This window comes from Xanthomonas sp. NCPPB 4467, from assembly GCF_041475665.2.
Taxonomy (GTDB): domain Bacteria; phylum Pseudomonadota; class Gammaproteobacteria; order Xanthomonadales; family Xanthomonadaceae; genus Xanthomonas; species Xanthomonas dyei.
This window is the reverse complement of sequence record NZ_CM191260.1, coordinates 145,016-162,421: the sequence shown is the minus strand read 5'-3', so window position 1 is coordinate 162,421 and position 17,406 is coordinate 145,016. Positions and strand designations below refer to the sequence as shown.

General features: G+C 66.6%; 11 protein-coding genes. All 11 read left to right on the top strand.

Annotated features, from left to right (window positions below; genetic code table 11):
* Window positions 1-109 precede the first annotated feature (109 nt).
* Window positions 110-1,027: an NmrA family NAD(P)-binding protein gene (locus ACCQ06_RS00645; RefSeq protein ID WP_267191115.1), complete on the top strand. Its 918-nt coding sequence runs from the start codon at window positions 110-112 to the stop codon at window positions 1,025-1,027.
* A gap of 1 nt (window position 1,028) precedes the next feature.
* Window positions 1,029-2,183 carry an epoxide hydrolase family protein gene (locus ACCQ06_RS00640; RefSeq protein ID WP_104616049.1) on the top strand — a complete coding sequence of 385 codons (1,155 nt, stop codon included), beginning with the start codon at window positions 1,029-1,031 and terminating at the stop codon, window positions 2,181-2,183.
* 485 nt (window positions 2,184-2,668) lie between these two features.
* Complete coding sequence (locus ACCQ06_RS00635; RefSeq protein WP_316689860.1) at window positions 2,669-4,297, top strand: TldD/PmbA family protein; 1,629 nt, start codon at window positions 2,669-2,671, stop codon at window positions 4,295-4,297.
* A 1,188-nt stretch (window positions 4,298-5,485) separates the two neighbouring features.
* Entirely contained in the window at window positions 5,486-7,120 is a 1,635-nt protein-coding gene (locus ACCQ06_RS00630) for a TldD/PmbA family protein (protein WP_316689859.1), read from the top strand.
* 14 nt (window positions 7,121-7,134) lie between these two features.
* Window positions 7,135-8,469, top strand: a complete 1,335-nt coding sequence (locus ACCQ06_RS00625) for a TldD/PmbA family protein (RefSeq protein WP_316689858.1) — start codon at window positions 7,135-7,137, stop codon at window positions 8,467-8,469.
* Window positions 8,466-9,278: a DUF4159 domain-containing protein gene (locus ACCQ06_RS00620; protein ID WP_228324540.1), complete on the top strand. Its 813-nt coding sequence runs from the start codon at window positions 8,466-8,468 to the stop codon at window positions 9,276-9,278. The genes ACCQ06_RS00625 and ACCQ06_RS00620 overlap by 4 nt, the downstream gene beginning before the upstream one ends.
* A 207-nt stretch (window positions 9,279-9,485) precedes the next feature.
* The gene (locus tag ACCQ06_RS00615; protein WP_316689857.1) at window positions 9,486-10,478 is read left to right on the top strand and encodes an AAA family ATPase; all 993 of its coding nucleotides are present in this window, start codon (window positions 9,486-9,488) and stop codon (window positions 10,476-10,478) included.
* Between the two features lie 10 nt (window positions 10,479-10,488).
* A complete protein-coding gene (locus ACCQ06_RS00610; RefSeq protein WP_316689856.1) occupies window positions 10,489-11,385 on the top strand; it encodes a DUF58 domain-containing protein in 897 nt (298 codons plus the stop codon).
* Between the two features lie 666 nt (window positions 11,386-12,051).
* Window positions 12,052-13,242 carry a BatA domain-containing protein gene (locus tag ACCQ06_RS00605; protein WP_228324537.1) on the top strand — a complete coding sequence of 397 codons (1,191 nt, stop codon included), beginning with the start codon at window positions 12,052-12,054 and terminating at the stop codon, window positions 13,240-13,242.
* Entirely contained in the window at window positions 13,239-15,488 is a 2,250-nt protein-coding gene (locus ACCQ06_RS00600; protein WP_316689854.1) for a hypothetical protein, read from the top strand. Before ACCQ06_RS00605 ends, ACCQ06_RS00600 begins: the two co-directional genes overlap by 4 nt.
* Complete coding sequence (locus ACCQ06_RS00595) at window positions 15,485-17,227, top strand: carboxypeptidase regulatory-like domain-containing protein (protein WP_316689853.1); 1,743 nt, start codon at window positions 15,485-15,487, stop codon at window positions 17,225-17,227. Before ACCQ06_RS00600 ends, ACCQ06_RS00595 begins: the two co-directional genes overlap by 4 nt.
* The last annotated feature ends 179 nt before the right edge of the window (window positions 17,228-17,406 follow it).

The window sequence follows — 17,406 nt, the reverse complement described above, 5'->3', positions numbered from 1 at the left end:
GGTCTGCCAAACAGGCGAATGGCGCAGGTGCTGCGTGACAGAAAGCCTTCTGCTTCTGTCGCAGTTTTCGTTGCCGTTGTTGGCGCAAAAAGACCCAAGCGAGAGGCAAATGGTGAAGACAGAGGTGACATCCCAAATCGTTGTTGCAGGCGCCACCGGCGACCTTGGTTGCCGCATCGCTTTTGCCCTGAAAGAACAGGGGGCCACTGTGGTTGCGCTTGTTCGGCAAGGTGCCGGGAAGGACCGTGTTGCGGCGTTGCAAGACAGGAACATCAAGGTTCAATACGTCGAGATAGACGACGCCAGCGCGTTACGAGAAGCGCTCGAGAATGCGGCGTGCGTTGTTTCTGCGCTCAACGGTCTGGAAGACGTCATGCTGGGTCAACAGGGAAAGCTGTTGCATGCAGCGGTCAGCGCAGGCGTCCCTCGCTTCATCCCGTCTGATTTCTCACTGGACTATACGAAGACACGGCCGGGCGATAATCGAAACCTGGATTTGCGGCGCCGGTTCAGAGACCAACTGGATGCCACACCGATCGCGGCCACCTCGGTGCTGTGCGGCGGTTTTCTGGAACTGCTTGAGGGCAGTGCGCGCCTCGTGGTACCGGGCCGTCGTGTCATGCATTTTGGCGACGCACACCAGCAGCTGGATTTCACCGCCAAAGATGACGTCGCCAGTTACACCGCAGCGGCCGCACTGGATTCCACTGCACCACGCGACCTGCGCATTGCCGGCAACAGCATTTCGCCGAACGACATCGCGCAACTGCTCACCCAACTCACCGGCGAGCGCTATCGCACGCTCAGACCCGGCGGGCTCGGGACGATGTCGGCAATCATTGGTGCGGTGCGTGCGCTCACGCCCGCCAGCGATGCTCCTTTCCCTCCCTGGCAGGGCATGCAGTATCTACGCGACATGATGAGCGGACGCGGCAAATTGGTCCCGTTGGATAACGATCGCTACGGTGCGCGCTCCTGGCAAACAGCCCGCCAGACACTGGCCAAAACGTATGTACGGGAGTCGTGAGATGAGCGATGTCATTGCACCGTTTCACATCCAGGTTGCCCAATCACAGCTGGATGACCTCACACAGCGCCTTGAGCAAACGCGTTGGCCAAGCAGGGAAACAGTCGAGGACCACAGCCAAGGCCCACAGAGCGAGCCCATCCGGCGCCTGGTGGAGCGCTGGCAGTCCGGCTACGACTGGCGTGCGACAGAGCGGTTATTGAACGGCTGGAACAGCAGCCGCACGACGATTGATGGGCTGGAGATCCAGTTCCTGCATGTGCGCTCGCCGGAGCCAAACGCGCTTCCTTTGCTCCTGACGCACGGGTGGCCAGGATCGGTGCTCGAATTCCGCGAGGTCATCGGCCCGTTGAGTGACCCGGTCGCCCATGGCGGGCAGGCGTCGGACGCCTTTCATCTCATCATCCCATCCTTGCCGGGTTTTGGTTTCTCCGCAAAGCCAACGACCCGTGGTTGGGGAGTCGGTCGCACGGCTGCGGCATGGGTCGAGCTGATGCGCCGTTTGGGTTATGGCGAGCGGTGGGCCGCACAGGGCGGCGATTGGGGCAGTGCGATCACCACAGCGCTTGGATTCATGCAGCCACCCGGCCTGGTGGGTATCCATCTGAACATGCTGATGTTCGCGCCTAGCGAGGAGGAGATCGCACACGCCACACCGGCTGAGCAGAAGATGCTCGACGACGCCAAACGCTACTACACCGAATTTTCCGGCTACATGACGCTGCAAAGCACCCGACCGCAGTCGGTAGGCTTCAGCTTGGCGGACTCTCCGGTGGGCCTGGCTGCATGGATCTATGCACTCTTCCAGGACGTCTCCCAAAGCGACGGCGAACCGGAGAACGTGTTCGCCTTGGACCACCTCATCGATGACATCATGCTGTATTGGCTCCCCAACGCAGGACCCAGCTCTGCACGTCTGTATTGGGAAGCCGCGCATGAAGCCAGGACGCAGATGCCTTCGCATCCAATGCCAACGCCGACTGGCATCAGCATGTTTGCGGGCGAGCAGGTGCGCGTTTCCCGGCGCTGGGCAGAGCGACGCTTTGCGGATCTACGCTTTTTCGGAGAAGCGGAGCGTGGCGGACATTTTGCTGCGATGGAGAACCCACTGGCCTTTATCGATCATCTGCAAACAACCTTTCGGTCTCTTCGGTAACGGCTACCGAGTCTCACATGCCCGCAACGCCTTGGTACCCCCGCCATGCTGACGGTGCCGGTGTATCCGCTTTGCATTGAGCGAGCGTTATCGCGGCCAGGGAAGGCCAGCAATGCACCCAACGTCTCACTTCCAACCTGCTGCGTATCAACGACCCACGACGTGATTGCGCACGATGCGATTTCTGCGGTTTTTTTAGTGGTCTTGGCTGCCGCCAGGCGGCATTGCCCGTAGGCCGGCGCCAAGAGCTGACGCACCCTCCATAGATTCGATGTCTCGTCGTTGTGGGGGTTGGTCACAAGCTCCGGAGAACGCCCTGGCACGCTCCCAACACCATGGGGTACGCGACGGACATGACGGCACTGCAGGTGAAGCTGCCAGGCGCGATGCCTGCACTGCCCCCTTGACCGCCAACGCCCCCAGCGGCCAGTCTCGTGGGCTGGCACGGCGGGGGTCGTGTCGCGCGCCTTCAATGGAGAACCGCCGTGGACCGTCGTACCTTCCTCACCCTGTCTAGCATCGGGGCCGCCGGGCTGCTGCTGCCGCATACGCGCCTGATCGCTGCCGAACAATTGCTCAGCCCGGTGGATGCGGCGCGCAACCGCCGCTTGTCCGATACCGCATTGACCAGCGCCAAGGCCGCCGGTGCCAGCTATTGCGATGTGCGCGTGGGCCGGTATCTGCGCCAGTTCGTGATCACGCGCGAGGCGCAGGTGGAGAACGTGGTCAACGCCGAATCCAGTGGCGTTGGCGTGCGCGTGCTGGCTGATGGCGCCTGGGGGTTTGCCGCGACCAACACACTGACCAGCGATGGTGTGGCCGCCGCCACGCGGCAAGCGGTGGCGATTGCCAAGGCCAATGCGCGGCTGGGCGGCACGCCGGTGCAGCTGGCGCCGGTGACGCCGGCCGGGCAGGTCAGTTGGAAGACGCCGATCAAGAAAAACGCGATGGAAGTGCCGCTGCAAGATAAGGTCGCGCTGCTGATGGACGTCAATGCGGCTGCGCTCAACGCCGGTGCCACCTTCGTGGCCTCGCGCATGTTCGCGATCAACGAGCAGAAGTATTTCGCCAGCAGCGATGGCTCTTATATCGATCAGGACGTGCACCGGCTGTGGCTGCCCTTCACCGTGACCGCCGTGGACAAGGCCAGCGGCAAATTCCGTACCCGCGACGGGCTGTCTTCGCCGATGGGCATGGGGTATGAGTATCTGGACGGCGATGCGCGCGAGAAGCACGCACTGCCTGGCGGACTGGTCGGTTATGGGAAAAGCTACGATGCGCGCGAAGACGCCATTGCCGCCGCAAAGCAGGCGCGCGCCAAGCTCACCGCGCCCTCGGTGAAGGCCGGCAAGTACGATCTGGTGATCGACCCGAGCAATCTGTTTCTCACCATCCACGAGTCGGTGGGCCACCCGCTCGAGCTCGATCGTGTGCTGGGCTATGAGGCCAATTACGCCGGCACCAGTTTCGCCACGCTGGACAAGCGCGATGCGAAGTTCCGTTGGGGCAGCGACGCGGTGACCTTTGTCGCCGACAAGACGCAGCCAGGCAGCCTGGGCGCAGTGGGCTACGACGATGAGGGCGTCAAGACCAAGCAATGGGACCTGGTGAAGGACGGCATCCTGGTCGATTACCAATGCACGCGCGATCAGGCGCATCTGCTCGGCAAGACCGCTTCCGACGGCTGCAGTTACGCCGATTCGTGGTCCAACGTGCAGTTCCAGCGCATGCCCAACGTGTCGCTGGCCGCAGGCAAGACGCCACTGGCAGTGGCGGACATGATCAAGAACGTCGAGCGCGGGCTCTACATCCATGGACGCGGTTCGTACTCGATCGATCAGCAGCGCTACAACGCGCAGTTCGGTGGACAGCTGTTCTACGAGATCGAAAACGGCCAGGTCACGCGGTTGGTGGAAGACGGTGCTTACCAAATCCGTACACCCGAATTCTGGAACGCCTGCAGCGCGATCTGCGACGCGCGCGACTTCCGTCTGGGCGGCTCGTTCTTCGATGGCAAGGGGCAACCGAGCCAGGTGTCGGCGGTATCACATGGTTCGGCCACCGCACGCTTCGATGGCATCAACGTGATCAATACCGCGCGTTCGTTGGGCTGAACGTGTGGGACTGAAAGCAGTTGACGGCACGGATTTTTTGTTGGGCTTGGTGTGCCGCCCTCAGATCTTACGAAACACGGCGTGCCTCCATCGCTCGATGGTTCCGTTGGGCACCCAAACCGACACAGTTCGTCGAGGGCGCGGTGCCCTCACCGCACGCGGGACACGCTGTAAATCCATCCTTGGACGCTCCGTGGTGGCATCCATGCCGCCATAGGGTCCCGCAAGCGGTAAGAACACCGCACCAGCACGGTGGTCGGTCGCTTGTTGAAAACCCAACACACCGACCCTCTTCACTGGTCCTTGCCCGTCTACCGTCGCGGGACCTTTGGCGGCATGGATGCCGCCAAAGAGCTTACATGGGCGTACTTGCAGCGTGTCCCGCGATGGTAGGCGGGCAAGGACCATGCAGCGAAACCGCAGCCGTAGCAGTGCGCGACTGAGACATTCACTGTGGTCACTAGGCTCAGAAGCACAGAGACGTCGAGACATACCGCATCTTGGATGCCGTCAAATGCCTGGTGCGTCGGGGATGCGGTGCCCTCACCGCTCGCGGGACACGCTGTAAATCCGTCCATGGACGCTCCGTAGCGGCATCCATGCCGCCACAGGGTCCCGCAAGCGGTAAGGACACCGCACCGGCACGTTGATCGATCGCTTGTTGAAAACCAACACACCGACCCTCTTCACTGGTCCTTGCCCGCCTACCGTCGCGGGACCTTTGGCGGCATGGATGCCGCCAAAGAGCTTACATGGACGTACTTGCAGCGTGTCCCGCGATGGTAGGCGGGCAAGGGCCCTGCAGCCAAAGCGCAGCCCTATCACTGCGCGACTGGAATACCCACTGCGTGTTCAAGCTGTTTGGAACATGTAAGACAACTACTGCGCACAACGCTGCGATCTTCACGGAAGGCGCGATCGTCAACAGGACAAACGCGTGCGGCATCGATCAACCGCGTGTCGCGGCGATGATGTAGCACGCATGTGCAGCCAGTCGTGTTCGCCACGTTTCAAGACAGATCCGCCGCGTCACTGACGTCATGTGGGACATCGCTTACCCACACCCCCCTGCCGAAAGTCATTTGACGCCGCATTCTTCGCCCGGCAAGAATCGGAGATACCGCGTGCAGAGCCGTCTGCGCGTCACCACACCACCTGCGCGCCGCGCGGGACTATTGGGGAGTTGCCGTGCAGCGACGTGATTTCCTGGCCCTGACCGGGCTGACCATGGGCGGGCTGATCGTGCCGGCCTACTTCGGCAAGGCGATTGCCGCCGAACAGTTGTTGACGCCCTTCGATGTGGGCCGCAAGAAGCGCCTGGCCGATGCCGGGCTCACTGCCGCGCGTCAGGCCGGGGCCAGTTATTGCGATGTGCGCATCGGCCGCTATCTGCGCCAGTTCGTGATCACCCGCGAAGACAAGGTGCAGAACGTGGTCAACACCGAATCCATCGGTGCCGGGATCCGCGTGATCTTGGGCGGTGCGTGGGGCTTTGCTGCCACCAACGATCTGACCGAGCAGGGCGTGGCCAAGGCCGCTGCGCAAGCGGCTGCCATCGCCAAGGCCAATGCCAAGGTGCAGGGCACGCCGGTGCAGCTGGCACCCACGCCCGGTGTTGGCGAGGTCAGCTGGAAGACGCCGATCACCAAGAACGCGATGGAGGTGCCGATCAAGGACAAGGTGGACCTGCTGTTGGGCGTGAATGCCGCCGCCACCGCGGCCGGCGCCAGCTTCGTCAACTCGATGCTGTTCGTGGTCAACGAACAAAAGTATTTTGCCAGTACCGATGGCTCCTACATCGACCAGGATGTGCATCGCATCTGGGCGCCGCTGACCGTCACCGCCATCGACAAGGCCAGCGGCAAGTTCCGCACCCGCGAGGGGCTGTCTGCACCGATGGGACTGGGCTACGAATATCTGGATGGCGCAGCCTCGGGCAAGTTCGTCTCGCCCAATGGCGTGGTGAACTACGGCCTGTCCTACGACATGAAGGAAGATGCCATCGCCGCCGCCAAGCAGGCGCAGGAAAAACTCAAGGCGCCGTCGGTGAAGCCGGGCAAGTACGACCTGGTGCTGGACCCGTCGCACACCTGGCTCACCATCCACGAATCGGTGGGCCACCCGCTGGAGCTGGACCGCGTGCTCGGCTACGAGGCCAACTACGCCGGCACCAGCTTCGCCACGCTGGACAAGCTCAAGGCCGGTTTCCAGTACGGCAGCGACAAGGTGCATATCCTCGCCGACAAGACCCAGCCCGGCAGCCTGGGCGCGGTGGGTTACGACGATGAAGGCGTCAAGACCAAGCAGTGGGATCTGATCCGCGACGGCAAGCTGGTGGACTACCAGGCCATCCGCGATCAGGCGCATATCCTCGGCAAGACCGCCTCCGATGGCTGCTGCTATGCCGACTCGTGGTCGAGCGTGCAGTTCCAGCGCATGGCCAATGTGTCGCTGGCTGCCGGCAAGACGCCGCTGAGCGTGAGCGATTTGATCAAGAACGTGGAAAACGGCATCTACATCATCGGCGATGGCTCGTTCTCCATCGACCAACAGCGCTACAACGCGCAGTTCGGGGGGCAGCTGTTCTACGAGATCAAGAACGGTGCCATCACCCGCATGCTCGAAGACGTGGCCTACCAGATCCGCACGCCAGAATTCTGGAATGCCTGCAGCGCGGTGGCCGATCAGCGCGACTACCGCCTGGGCGGTTCGTTCTTCGATGGCAAGGGCCAGCCCAGCCAGTCCTCGGCGGTCTCGCATGGTTCGTCCACCGCACGCTTCGATGGCATCAACGTCATCAGCACCGCCCGCTCGCTCGGCTGACAGGAGAAACCCACATGAGCATCCTTACCGAAGCGCAGGCCAAGGCCATCCTGGACAAGGTCATCAAATTGTCCAAGGCCGACGAGTGCACCGCCACGCTCACCGGCGCGATCGACGGCAATATCCGTTTTGCGCTCAACAACGTGTCCACCAGCGGCATTGTCGACAACACCGATCTGCAGGTGCAGGTGGCGTTCGGCAAGCGCGTGGGCATCGCCACCATCAACGAGTTCGACGATGCATCGCTGGAACGCGTAGTACGCCGCGCCGAAGATCTGGCAAAGCTGGCACCGGAAAACCCCGAGTTCATGCCGGCCGTCGACAAGCAGACCTACAAAGCCAGCCCCACCTTCAGCGAATCCACCGCCGCCATCGACCCGGCATTCCGCGCGCAGGTGGCCGCCGATTCGATCGCCCCGTGCAAGGGCAAGGGATTGATCGCCGCCGGCTTCCTGGAAGACGGCCAGAGCTTTACCGCGTTTGCCAACAGCAAGGGCAACTTCGGCTATCAGCGCGACGCACGCTTCGACTACACCTGCACCGTGCGCACCGAAGACGGCCGCGGCTCGGGCTGGGTGGGGCGCAATCTGAAAGACGCGTCCGACTTCAAGGCCGAGCAGGACGTCCGCATCGCGATGCGCAAGGCCAGCGACTCGGCCGAAGCCAAGGCGCTGGAACCGGGCAAATACACCGTGATTCTGGAGCCGGCAGCAGCGGCCGGCTTGATCTCGTTCATGATGCGCTACTTCGATGCGCGCATGGCCGACGAGGGCCGCAGCTTCCTGTCCAAGAAGGGCGGCGGCAACAAACTGGGCGAGCAGGTGTACGACCCGCGCGTCAACATCACCGCCGACCCGTGGGACGCGCGTGCCGCGGTGATGCCGTGGGACGAAGAAGGGCTGCCACGCGAGAAGATGTCCATCGTCGAAAACGGCAAGGTCGCCAACCTGCAGTATTCGCGCTACTGGGCGCAGAAGAACGGCAAGCGTGCGATCGGCGAGCCGGGCAATCTGCTGATGGCCGGCGGCGACAAGAACATCGCCGAGCTGGTGCGCGGCACCGGAAAGGGCATCCTGGTGACGCGCACCTGGTACATCCGCATGGTCGACCCGCAGACGGTGCTGCTGACCGGGCTGACCCGCGATGGCACCTTTTACATCGAGAACGGGCAGATCAAATACCCGGTGAAGAATTTCCGCTTCAACGAATCGCCGATCATCATGCTCAACAACATCGACGAACTGGGCAAGCCGGTGCGCGTGGCCGGCGATGAATCCAGCTACGTGATGATGATCCCGCCGATGCGGCTGCGCGATTTCACGTTTACCTCGTTGTCGGATGCGGTGTGAGTAGAAGCCGGGAATCGGGAGTCGGGAGTCGGGAATGGGAGAGCAAGAGCCGCTTCTCTCAACCTGAATGTTCACGAGCGCTTCCGGTTCCCGCTGCCCTCCCGGCTCCGACATCGCGCCGCCATTTCCTGCAGCTATTGCTTGGCAGCGCCGCCGGTTTGGCGCTGCCATGGCCGGCACGTGCCGCCGGCAACTACGACTTCTGGTTCACGCGGCTGCGCTACGACTCCGGCGATTGGGATGTGGATGCGCGCATGCCATCCAACCTGATCACCTCGTTGATCGACTACACGCAATTGCGGGTGGACCCGGAAGAACACGTCATCGACCTGGCCGATCCGCGCATGTTGCTGGCGCCCTTCTGCTATCTGGCCGGGCACAAGCTGGTGGAATTCAATCCGGCCGAACGGCGCAATTTCGAACAATACGTGCGCAACGGCGGCTTCGTGTTCGTGGACGACTGCAACCACGATATCGATGGCTTGTTCGCTACCTCGTTCGAGGCGCAGATGACCGCGCTGTTCGGCAAGAGCGCGTTGCAGAAATTACCGAAGAACCATCGCCTTTACAGCGCCTTCTTCAAGTTCCCGGACGGCCCGCCCGCCACTAGCTTCGAGCTCAATGGCTGGGGCGACGATCTGGTGCACGACTATCTCAAGGGCATCAGCATCGATGGAAGATTGGGTGTGCTCTACAGCAACAAGGATTACGGCTGCGAATGGGATTACGACTGGCGCAACAAACGTTTTCTGGCCGAAGACAACACCAAATTCGCGGTCAATATCGTGATGTATGCGTTGACTAACTGACATGCTGCACAGCGCACGATGCGGCCCACCGAAAAAGCGTCGCGCGCGGGCACGCTCCTACGCAAGGCATGTTCCGCCGTGAACCGTCATCGGCATGCAGGTACCAGCACTGCCTTGATGGAAGCGCACGCAATGCAGCTCCACCAGTAACACCGCAGCACGCGCCAAACCGCCGTCCGCACGCCGCCACATCACCAGAGACTCCGCATGACCTCCCCCGACGAAGACAGACTCACTGCACAGCTCTCGCAACTTGGCGCGCTGCGCGCCGCTTTGGCCCAGGCCGTGGTGGGCCAGGCCGCGGTGGTGGAGCAGCTATTGATCGGCCTGCTGTCTGGCGGCCACTGTCTGCTGGAAGGCGCGCCCGGGCTGGGCAAGACGCTGCTGGTGCGCTCGCTCGGCCAGGCATTGGAACTGCAATTCCGCCGCGTGCAGTTCACCCCCGATCTGATGCCCAGCGACATCCTGGGCACCGAGCTGCTGGAAGAAGACCACGGCACCGGGCACCGGCATTTCCGCTTTCAGCAGGGGCCGATCTTCACCAACCTGCTGCTCGCAGACGAACTCAATCGCACCCCGCCCAAGACCCAGGCCGCGCTGCTGGAAGCGATGAGCGAGCGTACCGTCAGCTATGCCGGCACCACCTATGCGTTGCCGGATCCATTCTTCGTGCTGGCCACGCAGAACCCGATCGAGCAGGCCGGCACCTACCCGCTGCCGGAAGCGCAGCTGGACCGCTTTTTACTGCATGTGCGCGTGGAGTACCCCAGCGAGCAGGAAGAGCGCGACATCCTCAGCCAGACCACCGGCAGCGCAAGCGCGCAGGTGCCCAGGGTGATGGATGCGGCCAGCGTGCAGGCGCTGCAGCGGCAAGTGCGGCAGGTGCATGTGGGCGCGGATCTGCTGACCTGGATCAATCGCCTGGTGCGGGCAAGCCGTCCCGGCCCGCAGGCCAGCGATGACGTGCGGCAATGGATCAAATGGGGCGCCGGCCCGCGTGCGGGGCAGTCGCTGGTGCTGGCGTCCAAGGCGCGCGCGTTGCTGCATGGCCGGCTGGCCGCCACGCGCGACGATGTGCTGGCGCTTGCGGCGCCGGTGATGCGGCATCGCTTGTTGCTGTCCTTCGCTGCCGAAGCCGAACAACGCAGTGCCGATGATGTGGTCGCCGCGCTGCTGGGCGCGGTGCCGTTCCCGAGCTGAGCGCAGCGCCATGCATCCACCGCTGCCGGCCCTGATTCCCGCCGATGTGCGCAGCCGTTTGCGCGGCTTGCAGCTGCGTGCGCGTCAGGCGCAGGGCGGGCACGGGATCGGCCAGCACGCCAGCCGCAGCCGCGGCGCCGGGCTGGAATTTGCGCAATACCGCGCCTACGAGCCGGGCGATGCGCTGCGCCAGATCGACTGGAAGCTCTACGCGCGCTCGGACCGGTTTTTCGTGCGCGAAGCCGAACGCGAAAGCCCGCTGACGCTCTGGTTGCTGCTCGATGCCACCGCGTCGGCCGGGCAGACCGACAGCGCGCGGCCGGAGCACACCCGCCTGCAGACGATGGCGACGCTTGCCGCCTGCGCGGCCGAAGTGGCGCTGCAGCAAGGCGACCGTGTCGGCCTGTATGCCTTGCATGGCGGCGGCCTGGTTGCGGTGCCGGCCGGTGTCGGCAGCCGTCAGCGCGACCGGCTGTGGCTGGCCCTGCACGGCCTGCGCGCCGGCGGCCGCTGGCCCGGACTGGAAGCGCTGCGGCCGTTGTGGGAACGCATCGCCGCGCACGATCTGCTGCTGTCCATCGGCGATGGGTTCGATGAAGAACTGGCGAGCGCATTGGAAAAATTCGCCGCCGCGCGCCGTGAAGTACTGCAGCTGCAGGTCCTCACCTGCGACGAACGCGATTTTCAATTCAGCGGTGGGCACCGCTTCCGCGACCCGGAAACCGGCGAAGAACTGCTCGGCGACGGCGCGGCGATGCGCGACGACTACCTGCAACGCTTCGCCGCGGCCCAGCGTGCACGGCAGGCGCGCTGGGCCGCGGCCGGCATCGCGCATGCCGTGCATTACCTGGACGCGCCGGCCGATGCCGCGCTGCGCCAGCTGTTCGGCCAGGGTACGGCTCGATGAGCGTGTGCCTGCGCGGGGCGACGACGGCGCATTCCAGCGCGCGATCGGTCTCGCTGTCGGCAGTGGCGGTACAGCAGCCACCACAGCGGCAAACGCGTCCTGCAGTCAGCGGGCAACGTACGCAGAGGCAGCCATGCGTGCCGGGTAGCATCGCGCGTGGCATGTCGATACCAGCGCGGCGTACAGCGCCATGCGCGATGTATCTGCATCACCCGGGCGACGCATGCACATGAGTGCAGTGCAGACCAACGTTGCGCATGCGCACGCCATGCAACTGCGCATGCCACCGCTGTTGCGATTGCAATCGCAGTTGTGGGGGCAGTTACCTAGGCGAGGTCTTTGCATGGATACAACGCTGACCAACGTCGAGCACGTGCACGCCATGCAACTCTGCATGCCACTGCAGTTGCACTTGCGGCCACAGTTGCCTAGGCAACGTCTTCGCACGAGTACAACGCCGACCACCGTCGCGCGCGCGTGCGGCTTGCAACTCTGGATGCGATTGCGATTGCGATTGCGATTGCGATTGCGGTTGGAGTTGGAGTTGGAGTCACGGCTACAACTGCTGTTGCCGCTGAGCCAGCAAACCCACCCTACCCACAGACACCCGCACACCGGCAGCACCATGCATGCGCTCGCACCCAGCGTCAGCGCAGAGGCAGGGGCATGAACCTGCTGTTGCTGTTCCCCGCCGGGCTCGCGGCATTGGCCGCGTTGCTGCTGCCGCTGCTGATCCATCTGGCGCGGCGTAGCGAGCACCGGCCCACCGATTTCGCGGCGCTGCGCTGGTTGCGTGCAGTGCCGCGCCCGCGCCACCGCGTGCGCCTGGACGAGCTGCCGTTGCTGCTGGTGCGCCTGCTCTTGCTCGCCGCGTTGGCGCTGCTGCTGGCAGAACCGGCGTTGCGTGCGCAGCAGGATTCACGCCCGCGTATCGCAGTGAGCCCGGGTGTGGACCTGGCCGCAGCACGCGCGCTGCCGCAGCCCAAGGATGCGCAATGGGTGTGGCTGGCGCCGGGCTTTGCACCGATCGATGCCAAGGCAGATGTCGCCACCAGCAATGGTGCGCAGGCCGACAGGCCACAACCGGTTAGCAGCCTGCTGCGCGAACTCGATGCCAGCTTGCCTGCAGACGCGCCGCTCAGCGTGATCGTACCCGCGCAGTGGGGCGTGGTGGATGCGCAACGGGTGCAGCTGTCGCGTGCGGTGCAGTGGCAGGTGCTGCCCGGTGCATCGCCGGTGGCCGCCACGCCTGCCAGCGTACCGCTGCGCGTGCAGGCAATTGCCGACGACAGCGCTGCACCGGCCCTGCGTTATCTACGCGCGGTGCATGCCGCCTGGGCACTGCCGGGCAGCTTGCCGGTGGGCACGCCCGCCGATGCCGTGCCGGCGCGCTGGGCACCCGGCACGGTGGTGGCATGGCTGTCGTCCACCGCCCCGCCCGCGCCGGTGCTGGACTGGGTGGCGGCTGGTGGCCAGTTGCTGCTGGATGCGCGCACGCCGGTGTCGCCGGTACTCGCCGCCGCGCTGCAACCTGCCCTTGAACTCCACGAGCAGCCGTTACTCGACGCCGCCGCATTCGGGCATGGACGCCTGCTGCGCTGGGCCGCTCCATTGCAACCGCAGCAGCTGCCGGCGCTGCTGGACGCCGAGTTCCCCACCCGTCTGCACGCCGCATTGCAGCCACCGGCCATCCCGCAACGCGCCCTGGCGCAGACCCTCCAGCCGCAGCGCGGCGGCGCGATCCGGCTGACCACACCACCGTGGCCGCTGGCACCGTGGCTGATCGGTGCGGTGTTGCTGCTGTTTGCGCTCGAGCGTTGGCTGGCCACCGCGCCACGCCGGAGCAGCGCGGCATGAGCATGCCCGCACTGCAGCGCGCCTGGCAGGCCGCACGCCGACGTCGCGCTGCCGGGGTGCTGGTGTTCGGGTGGCCGCTGGCGCTGCTGCCGGGCGCGGGTGCCTGGCGCATGGGCGCACACGCCGCGGTGCTGCCGCTGTTGCTGGTGGGCGTCGCGATGCTGGCCGCCGTCGCGCTGCACGCGGCGCGGCAGCTGGACCAGACCTGGCTGATCCGCCGGCTGGATCGCGAACCGGACCTGGACGACAGCAGCGACCTGCTGTTCGCGCCGGCTGCGCAACTGGGCCCGCTGCAGGCACTGCAACGTCAGCGGCTGGAGCAGCGCCTGCGCAGCACTCCGCGCGATCTGCGCCCGGCTTGGCCGTGGCGGCGCGCGTGGCCCTGGAGCCTGCTCGGCCTGGTCGCCTGCAGCGCGCTGCTGCTGTGGCCACAGCGGGCGCTGCCGCCGGCCGCCCCCGCCGACCGCGTGGCCGCTGCGCGTGCCAGCAGCGGCGCCGCGATGCTGCGTCAGGCGCAGCTGCGCAGCACACCGCCGGCTTACACCGGCCTGCCCGCCGCGCGGCTGCCCGGCCTGGATGCGCGCGTGCCCGCCGGCACCCGGCTGCACTGGCAACTGCAGGTCAGCCCGGCCCCGCGCAACGTGGCGTTGCGGCTCACCGACGGCCGCCTCATCCCGCTGACCCGGCAGGGCAGCAGCGACCAGTGGCAGGGCCAATGGATCGCCACGCGCGCCAACCTGTACCGCATTCTCATCGACGGCACGCCCGCCGACCGCCACCTGCACCGGCTGGACGTGCTGCCGGACCGCCCACCGCAGGTGCGCGTGCTCGCCCCCGAGCAGAGCCTGGTGCTGTGGACGCCGGCCAATGGCGCCTGGGCACTACGCTTCGAAGCCAGCGACGATTACGCCGTGGCCGCCAGCGCCGAGCTGCGCCTGACCCTGGCCCAGGGCAGCGGCGAGAACATCACCTTCAAGACCCAGCGACGCACGCTCACCGGCAGCGGCCAGGCCACCCGCCGCAACTTCGCCGCCACGCTGCAGCCGCAGGCGCTGGGCATGGCCGCTGGCGATGACCTGATCGCGCAGCTCATCGTGCACGACACCCGCCAGCCCGGCCCGCAGGAAGGCCGCAGCGCCAGCGTGATCCTGCGCTGGCCGCCGCCGGAACAGACCATGGCCGCCGGCCTGGAGGCGAGCGTCAAACAGAGCTTGCCGGCCTACTTCCGCAGCCAGCGCCAGATCATCATCGACGCCGAGGCGCTGCTGAAGGAAAAGCCGCGCCTGGACGCGGCCACCTTTCTCAAACGCGCCGACGCCATCGGCGTGGACCAGCGCCTGCTGCGCCTGCGCTACGGCCAGTTCCTGGGCGAAGAAAGCGAAGGCGCGCCAAAGGGCCCGCCGACCGCCGACGCACCGCCCACCAGCGATGCCCCGGCCGATGACCTGCCCACCGCCGACATGCCCACCGCCCATGCGCCAGCCCCGCCGGCCGACCACGCCCATGACGCCACCCAGCCACACGCCGATCACGTCCCCGCCCCCGCCAGCGGCGCCGCTGCCCTGGACGATCACGATCACGCAGATGGACGCCCCGCGCGCAGCGGCTTCGGCCAGGCGCAGGACGTGCTGACCGAATTCGGCCACACCCACGATCACGCCGAAGCGGCCACCTTATTGGACCCGCAAACCCGCGCCCTGCTGCGCGCCGCGCTGGACCAGATGTGGCAGTCCGAAGGCGAACTGCGCCAGGGTCACCCCGAGCGCGCGCTGCCGTTCGCAAACAAGGCGCTGGGCTTCATCAAGCAGGTGCAGCAGGCCGAGCGCATCTATCTGGCACGCGTCGGCACGCAACTGCCGCCGATCGACCCGAGCCGGCGCATGAGCGGCAAACGCGACGGACTGGGCGACCGCCCCGCGGCCCTGGACACCCGCCCGCCACCGGACGCGTCGGCGCTGGCGCTGTGGACCGCGCTGGGCGAAGACGGCGCAGTGCCCGAGGCTGTGCTGGATCGTTACAGCCGCTGGCTGCAGGGCGCCCAGGAGCTGGTGCCCGACCCGCTCAGCGTGGCTGCCGCAGTGGAAACCCTGCGCAGCGCCCCTGCCTGCCTGGGTTGCCGCACGCAGCTGCGCGCATTGATGTGGCCCACGCTCAGCGCGCCGCCAGCACCGGTGCAACGGCGCCCGGCCGCCGACGCGCGTGGTCAGCGCTACCTGGATGCCTTGCGTGAGGTCCCACCACCATGACCCTTGCACCGCCCTGGCTGGTGGCCGCCGTTCTGGCGCTGCTGGTGGTCATCGGCTGGATCCGGCTGCTGCGCGCGCATGCACACCAGCCGCGTGCGCGGGGCAGGCTGTGGTGGTTGCTGGCCGCCCAGCCGATGCTCGCGGCCCTGCTCTATCCGGTGCTGCTGCCGCCACCGCGGGCCGGCACTGCCGGCGTGCTGCAGGTGGCCACGGCAGGCACCCGCGCGGCGCAGATCCGCGCGGGCGCGCAATGGGTTGGGTTGCCGGAGGCTCCGCGCCTGCCCGGGGTGGCGCGCGTGCCGGATCTGGCCACTGCGCTGCGTCGCAACCCCGGCACTGCCAGCGTGTTGGTGCATGGCGACGGCCTGCCCGCGCGCGACCGCGATGGCCTGGCAGGCGTGGCAGTGCAGGCCGCGCTGGGCCCGCCCGTGCGCGGGTTGGTCGCGGCCTGGGCGCCGGCGGCCGTGGCGCCGGGCCAGCTGGTCGCCATCACCGCGCAGGTGCAGGGCATGGCCAATGCGCAGGTGGATCTGCTCGACCCGTCCGGCCAACGCGTCGATCGCGCCCGCCCGGACGCACGTGGCCAGGTGCGCCTGCGCGGCCTGGCGAATGCACCAGGGCAGGTGCTGTTCGCGCTGCAGCTGCGCGATGCCGCCGGCGGCGACCAGGGCCGCCTCAACGTGCCGGTGCAGATCGCCGCCGTGCCGCCGGCCCGGGTGGCGCTGCTGGCCGGTGCGCCGCAGCCGGAGTTCAAGTACCTGCGCCGCTGGGCCAGCGATGCGGGGCTGGCGGCGCGCAGCCAGGTCAGCGTCAGCGCCGGCCTGCAGCTCGGCGATGCGATCAGCCTGGACGCCGCCAGCCTGGACCGGCTGGACGTGCTGGTGCTGGACAGCCGGCGCCTGCTGGCCATGCCCACACCGCAACGGCAAGCGGTGAGCGCAGCGATCGCCCGCGGCCTGGGCGTGCTGGTGCAGGCGGCCGAGCCGGCCGATGCCGCCACCCGCACCGCGCTGGGCGCGCTCGGGCTAGTGGTGACCGGCGGCGACGCCAGCACCGCCGTGACCCTGGCACCGGCGGGCACGCCTGGCGATGCGCGTGCACAGACCGCCCCGCCGCCGCTGCAACGCCGCAACCTGCAGCCGCAAGGCAGCGATGCGGTGATCGCCGCGCGCGCCAGCGACGGCACGGCCCTGGGCTGGTGGCGCAGCGTCGGCCGCGGGCGCATCGGTGTGAGCGTGGTCCAGGACAGTTACACGCTGGTGCTGGCCGGCCAGCGCGCAGTGCATGCGCAGCTCTGGGCGCAATTGCTCGGCGCGGTGGCGCGCCCGGCAGGTGCGCCACCGTCGGCGGTGCAGGAGGGTTGGTCGGGACAACGCATGACCGTGTGCGATCTGACCGCCGACGCCTCTGTGGGCGCGCCCGATGGCAGCCGCCAGCCGCTGCTGGCCGAACGCACCGGCAACCCGGCGCACTGCGCCGGCTACTGGCCGGCAACCACCGGCTGGCATCGGCTGTACGGCGGGCCCAGCCCGCGCTGGATCTATGTGCGCGCGCCCGCCGACGCGCCGGCGCTGTACCGGCATCAACTGCGCGCGCACACATTGGCGCTGGCTGCGGCTGGCGTCTCCACGTCTGCAACAACGCACCCTGCGCCGCAGCCCGGACCGCGCTGGCCCTGGCTGCTGCTATGGCTGGCGGTGGCAACCGCCACGTGGTGGCTGGAACGCAGGCGCGGCTGAGCGGCTGAGCGCCGGCAAGCGTGCGGCTGTGCGTACTGCACTGATCCGCGCTGTCGTTTCGGCGTCACTGCCGTCGTTTCATGGGCCCTGGCATCGCGCGCAGGCAATCATGAGCAGCCACAGCGGTAAGACATCCGTGCTGCGGCGATGCGGTGCCCTTGCCAACCATCCTTTGGGCC

Excerpts from the sequence above, each read along its gene's own strand:
- ACCQ06_RS00645 (WP_267191115.1), top strand. The coding sequence starts at position 110 with ATGGTGAAGACAGAGGTGACATCCCAAATCGTTGTTGCAGGCGCCACC.
- ACCQ06_RS00640 (WP_104616049.1), top strand. The coding sequence starts at position 1,029 with ATGAGCGATGTCATTGCACCGTTTCACATCCAGGTTGCCCAATCACAG.
- ACCQ06_RS00625 (WP_316689858.1), top strand. The coding sequence starts at position 7,135 with ATGAGCATCCTTACCGAAGCGCAGGCCAAGGCCATCCTGGACAAGGTC.
- ACCQ06_RS00615 (WP_316689857.1), top strand. The coding sequence starts at position 9,486 with ATGACCTCCCCCGACGAAGACAGACTCACTGCACAGCTCTCGCAACTT.
- ACCQ06_RS00610 (WP_316689856.1), top strand. The coding sequence starts at position 10,489 with ATGCATCCACCGCTGCCGGCCCTGATTCCCGCCGATGTGCGCAGCCGT.
- ACCQ06_RS00605 (WP_228324537.1), top strand. The coding sequence starts at position 12,052 with ATGAACCTGCTGTTGCTGTTCCCCGCCGGGCTCGCGGCATTGGCCGCG.
- ACCQ06_RS00600 (WP_316689854.1), top strand. The coding sequence starts at position 13,239 with ATGAGCATGCCCGCACTGCAGCGCGCCTGGCAGGCCGCACGCCGACGT.
- ACCQ06_RS00595 (WP_316689853.1), top strand. The coding sequence starts at position 15,485 with ATGACCCTTGCACCGCCCTGGCTGGTGGCCGCCGTTCTGGCGCTGCTG.